Annotated in this window: 2 protein-coding genes, 2 rRNA genes and 1 pseudogene (2 of these 5 cut by a window edge); 3 read left to right on the top strand and 2 right to left on the bottom strand. The window is 43.2% G+C overall.

Annotation, left to right across the window (positions count from 1 at the left end; genetic code table 11):
• Nucleotides 1–2,396: ribosomal RNA gene (locus tag LMD38_RS24500) — 23S ribosomal RNA — on the top strand; it begins 525 nt to the left of the window's first position.
• A gap of 48 nt (nt 2,397–2,444) precedes the next feature.
• Nucleotides 2,445–2,560, top strand: a 5S ribosomal RNA gene (gene rrf / locus LMD38_RS24495).
• Nucleotides 2,561–2,789: 229 nt separating this feature from the next.
• Here rrf and LMD38_RS24490 read toward each other — a convergent pair.
• Nucleotides 2,790–3,371 (bottom strand): annotated as a pseudogene (locus tag LMD38_RS24490) (RNA-guided endonuclease TnpB family protein); the annotation flags it as partial.
• Nucleotides 3,372–3,489: 118 nt separating this feature from the next.
• On the opposite strand from LMD38_RS24490, the gene LMD38_RS24485 reads away from it, so the two are divergent.
• Complete coding sequence (locus tag LMD38_RS24485) at nt 3,490–4,410, top strand: DMT family transporter (protein ID WP_000658267.1); 921 nt, start codon at nt 3,490–3,492, stop codon at nt 4,408–4,410.
• 78 nt (nt 4,411–4,488) lie between these two features.
• Here LMD38_RS24485 and LMD38_RS24480 read toward each other — a convergent pair whose 3' ends face one another.
• A protein-coding gene (locus LMD38_RS24480; RefSeq protein WP_227585732.1) for a sulfotransferase family 2 domain-containing protein crosses the window boundary here: on the bottom strand, nt 4,489–5,000 show its 3' portion. It continues 280 nt past the right edge of the window; 512 of the gene's 792 nt are visible here — the last part of the coding sequence; the start codon falls outside the window, past its right edge — the gene reads right to left on this strand; its stop codon occupies nt 4,489–4,491.

The raw sequence follows: 5,000 nt of genomic DNA, 5'->3' as shown, positions 1-5,000 counted from the left end.
AAGCACCCCGGAAGGGGAGTGAAAGAGATCCTGAAACCGTGTGCCTACAAATAGTCAGAGCCCGTTAACGGGTGATGGCGTGCCTTTTGTAGAATGAACCGGCGAGTTACGATCCCGTGCGAGGTTAAGCTGAAGAGGCGGAGCCGCAGCGAAAGCGAGTCTGAATAGGGCGTTTAGTACGTGGTCGTAGACCCGAAACCAGGTGATCTACCCATGTCCAGGGTGAAGTTCAGGTAACACTGAATGGAGGCCCGAACCCACGCACGTTGAAAAGTGCGGGGATGAGGTGTGGGTAGCGGAGAAATTCCAATCGAACCTGGAGATAGCTGGTTCTCCCCGAAATAGCTTTAGGGCTAGCCTTAAGTGTAAGAGTCTTGGAGGTAGAGCACTGATTGGACTAGGGGTCCTCATCGGATTACCGAATTCAGTCAAACTCCGAATGCCAATGACTTATCCTTAGGAGTCAGACTGCGAGTGATAAGATCCGTAGTCAAAAGGGAAACAGCCCAGACCGCCAGCTAAGGTCCCAAAGTGTGTATTAAGTGGAAAAGGATGTGGAGTTGCTTAGACAACTAGGATGTTGGCTTAGAAGCAGCCACCATTTAAAGAGTGCGTAATAGCTCACTAGTCGAGTGACTCTGCGCCGAAAATGTACCGGGGCTAAATACACCACCGAAGCTGCGGATTGATACCAATGGTATCAGTGGTAGGGGAGCGTTCTAAGGACAGTGAAGTCAGACCGGAAGGACTGGTGGAGTGCTTAGAAGTGAGAATGCCGGTATGAGTAGCGAAAGACGGGTGAGAATCCCGTCCACCGAATGCCTAAGGTTTCCTGAGGAAGGCTCGTCCGCTCAGGGTTAGTCAGGACCTAAGCCGAGGCCGACAGGCGTAGGCGATGGACAACAGGTTGATATTCCTGTACCACCTCTTTATCGTTTGAGCAATGGAGGGACGCAGAAGGATAGAAGAAGCGTGCGATTGGTTGTGCACGTCCAAGCAGTTAGGCTGATAAGTAGGCAAATCCGCTTATCGTGAAGGCTGAGCTGTGATGGGGAAGCTCCTTATGGAGCGAAGTCTTTGATTCCCCGCTGCCAAGAAAAGCTTCTAGCGAGATAAAGGTGCCTGTACCGCAAACCGACACAGGTAGGCGAGGAGAGAATCCTAAGGTGTGCGAGAGAACTCTGGTTAAGGAACTCGGCAAAATGACCCCGTAACTTCGGGAGAAGGGGTGCTTTCTTAACGGAAAGCCGCAGTGAATAGGCCCAAGCGACTGTTTAGCAAAAACACAGCTCTCTGCGAAGCCGTAAGGCGAAGTATAGGTGGTGACACCTGCCCGGTGCTGGAAGGTTAAGGAGAGGGGTTAGCGTAAGCGAAGCTCTGAACTGAAGCCCCAGTAAACGGCGGCCGTAACTATAACGGTCCTAAGGTAGCGAAATTCCTTGTCGGGTAAGTTCCGACCCGCACGAAAGGTGTAACGATTTGGGCACTGTCTCAACCAGAGACTCGGTGAAATTATAGTACCTGTGAAGATGCAGGTTACCCGCGACAGGACGGAAAGACCCCGTGGAGCTTTACTGTAGCCTGATATTGAATTTTGGTACAGTTTGTACAGGATAGGCGGGAGCCTTTGAAACCGGAGCGCTAGCTTCGGTGGAGGCGCTGGTGGGATACCGCCCTGACTGTATTGAAATTCTAACCTACGGGTCTTATCGACCCGGGAGACAGTGTCAGGTGGGCAGTTTGACTGGGGCGGTCGCCTCCTAAAGTGTAACGGAGGCGCCCAAAGGTTCCCTCAGAATGGTTGGAAATCATTCGTAGAGTGCAAAGGCATAAGGGAGCTTGACTGCGAGACCTACAAGTCGAGCAGGGACGAAAGTCGGGCTTAGTGATCCGGTGGTTCCGCATGGAAGGGCCATCGCTCAACGGATAAAAGCTACCCCGGGGATAACAGGCTTATCTCCCCAAAGAGTCCACATCGACGGGGAGGTTTGGCACCTCGATGTCGGCTCATCGCATCCTGGGGCTGTAGTCGGTCCCAAGGGTTGGGCTGTTCGCCCATTAAAGCGGTACGCGAGCTGGGTTCAGAACGTCGTGAGACAGTTCGGTCCCTATCCGTCGTGGGCGTAGGAAATTTGAGAGGAGCTGTCCTTAGTACGAGAGGACCGGGATGGACGCACCGCTGGTGTACCAGTTGTTCTGCCAAGGGCATAGCTGGGTAGCTATGTGCGGAAGGGATAAGTGCTGAAAGCATCTAAGCATGAAGCCCCCCTCAAGATGAGATTTCCCATAGCGTAAGCTAGTAAGATCCCTGAAAGATGATCAGGTTGATAGGTTCGAGGTGGAAGCATGGTGACATGTGGAGCTGACGAATACTAATAGATCGAGGACTTAACCATATAATATGAAGCAATGTTATCTAGTTTTGAAGGAATATGCCTTCATAGTTTGGTGATGATGGCAGAGAGGTCACACCCGTTCCCATACCGAACACGGAAGTTAAGCTCTCTAGCGCCGATGGTAGTTGGGACCTTGTCCCTGTGAGAGTAGGACGTCGCCAAGCAAAAACCTAAGTCGTTTCGACTTAGGTTTTTTTGTGTTTATTTTTATATATCAAATGTCATAATTCATATATTTAGTAATCGTAAAGAGGGAAAAGGATGAAATAGAGACGTTTTAAAGTCAACTACCCCAGTGAGACAAGGCTTTTCAGTGGGGGCTTGAGTTCGAGCGCTAGGTCTTTTCGTCTATTGCTAGACAGTTTGACGCTCTAGCATTCATGCTACCCTACGATTTGTCACGTAACTTACTAATCTATCTACACCTAAATCGTAACTCAAAGCGTTACTCGTAGTCGTGGATGGTTTCTTCATTTGAGAAACGTGCATTTCATATGTATAATGCACCTCAAAGAACCGACCTTTTTGCTTCGGTACAATCTAAATGTAGGAGATTTTTTTGTCTTAAATTTTTCGGCATACGTATTTTAATGGAACCGAATTTTTTCTGAATGCCACATTCATCGGAACTATCCAATGCCCGTTATTATCCACTTTAGGGACTTGATAGATTTCAATGATTCGCTTGTCAGTGGAACGAGAATAATTTGGGAACTTCAGATGCCCTGTGAACTTCTCAGGATTTTTCTTCCATTGTTCCAACGCTTTAAAAAAGCTCTTCACTTCTGCATATAAGGCTCTGCGAATCGCTTGAACAGAGTTTGATTGAACTCCTGGGTAGTTCGTATCGGCTTGCATGGCAGTATCTACTTCTTTTACAGTAACCATCCTATTATTGTTTAAGTAACTTTATTTCATCGTGTACAAGCCAACATTTCGCAATGCTTTTGAGCTATGTGACATGCGCTGAAGTAAACCCCCACTGATTAAAGTTTCAATTTATACAATGTTTTTTCGTTTTTAAAGGATTTCATTCATCAAAAAATCTATAATTAAGGTAATTAACATATATTTTTGATGGGTGTGGGAGATTATGAAAGAAATATGCATGTTATTAGTAGCTGTTATATTATGGGGAACAGCCATTGCACCAACAAAGTGGGCGTTAGAATCTATTCAGCCATTTACTTTGTTATTTATTCGCCTTTTCTTCGCGGGTGGAATTTGTTTGCTATTTTCATTTAAACAATTAAAAAGATCGGTTGTACATAAACAAGTGCCGTGGAAAAGAATGAGTTTACTATCTTTTACTGGTGTAGCTGGTTACTTTATGTTCACATCCTACGGTATTTCTTTAACAAGTGGATTGCATGTTAGTATTATTGATGCTGCTTTACCGTTAGTTACAATTCTTTTTTCAGCGTTCTTTTTGAAAGAAAAAATTAAGCTTAATTATTGGGTTGGTATTGTACTCGGGGCTATTGGAGTACTTCTTATTACAATCCCATCTAGTAACGGGGATCAAGAAGTATCTTTAATAGGAGATACCCTTATTTTATTAAGCACTTTCTTATTTGCCCTCTATACAGTATTGCTGAAAAGACCAAAACAAGAACAGTATTTATCAAACAAGGTTTTTACAACATTAACTTTAATTATTGGAGCTGTTATTTTATTACCATTTGCAATGGTAGAAACTTTTTACTATGGTTTCCCAGAAATCGAAACATGGAAGACTGGATTTAGTGTAATGTATCTTGTTATAGGGGCAACAATTTTAGCGTATTGGCTTTGGAATAGAGCATTAGAGACAGTCTCGGCATCAGTAAGTGGGTTATATTTAAATGCGTTACCATTAATAAGTATTGTTGCTTCAATTGTTTTATTAGATGAGTCTGTAACTTGGAAGATAGTAATAGGAGGAAGTTTAGTTTTAATAGGGGTAGGATGGGCAGATAAACAAAAAATAAGTAAGTTATTAAAGAGGAATAACTTGAATAGTAAGGAATGCTAAGCAGTATGTTGTATATAGTTTAAATAAAAAACACCTTATATATAGGTGTTTTTTATTTGGAAAGATAATAGATTGAAATCAGTATGGATATTCTTTGCTATATTTATACGTATTGAAATCATTTTGAAATATTGTTTGAACGAGTTGTATACATTCAGTATCATAAAAACTTTCGAAAGTTGGAAGACGGGGGAATAAAGGGTCAGTAATATCGGATTCGCTAAAATTCCCTTTATAAATCATCGAGGGAGTTTGATGATGCCAGGATGTTGAAAACTCATTTATTGGCGCGTTTTTTAATTCGAAACGCTTTTCTAATGCTTTCATATCCTGATTGAAGTTTTCTAAGTATATATAATTGGTTACATATTTTTCTTCATCAGCTATATATTGTTTTGTGAAATGAGGGTTAATACTATTTGCTTGTGCCCCATTAATAAGTAGATAGTATAGAAATTGTTTAAATGAGAGCCCTTTGGACGAATTTTCGTCTTGATATAGAAACTTTCGGATAGGCTTCCATTCGGGATTTTCTATATAAGGAGGTGCAATTAAGGATACGAAAGAACTGACTGCTCTCTTATAAGGGT

Source organism: Bacillus pacificus (genome assembly GCF_020861345.1).
GTDB lineage: Bacteria > Bacillota > Bacilli > Bacillales > Bacillaceae_G > Bacillus_A > Bacillus_A pacificus.
This window is presented reverse-complemented; position numbering and strand designations above follow the sequence as displayed.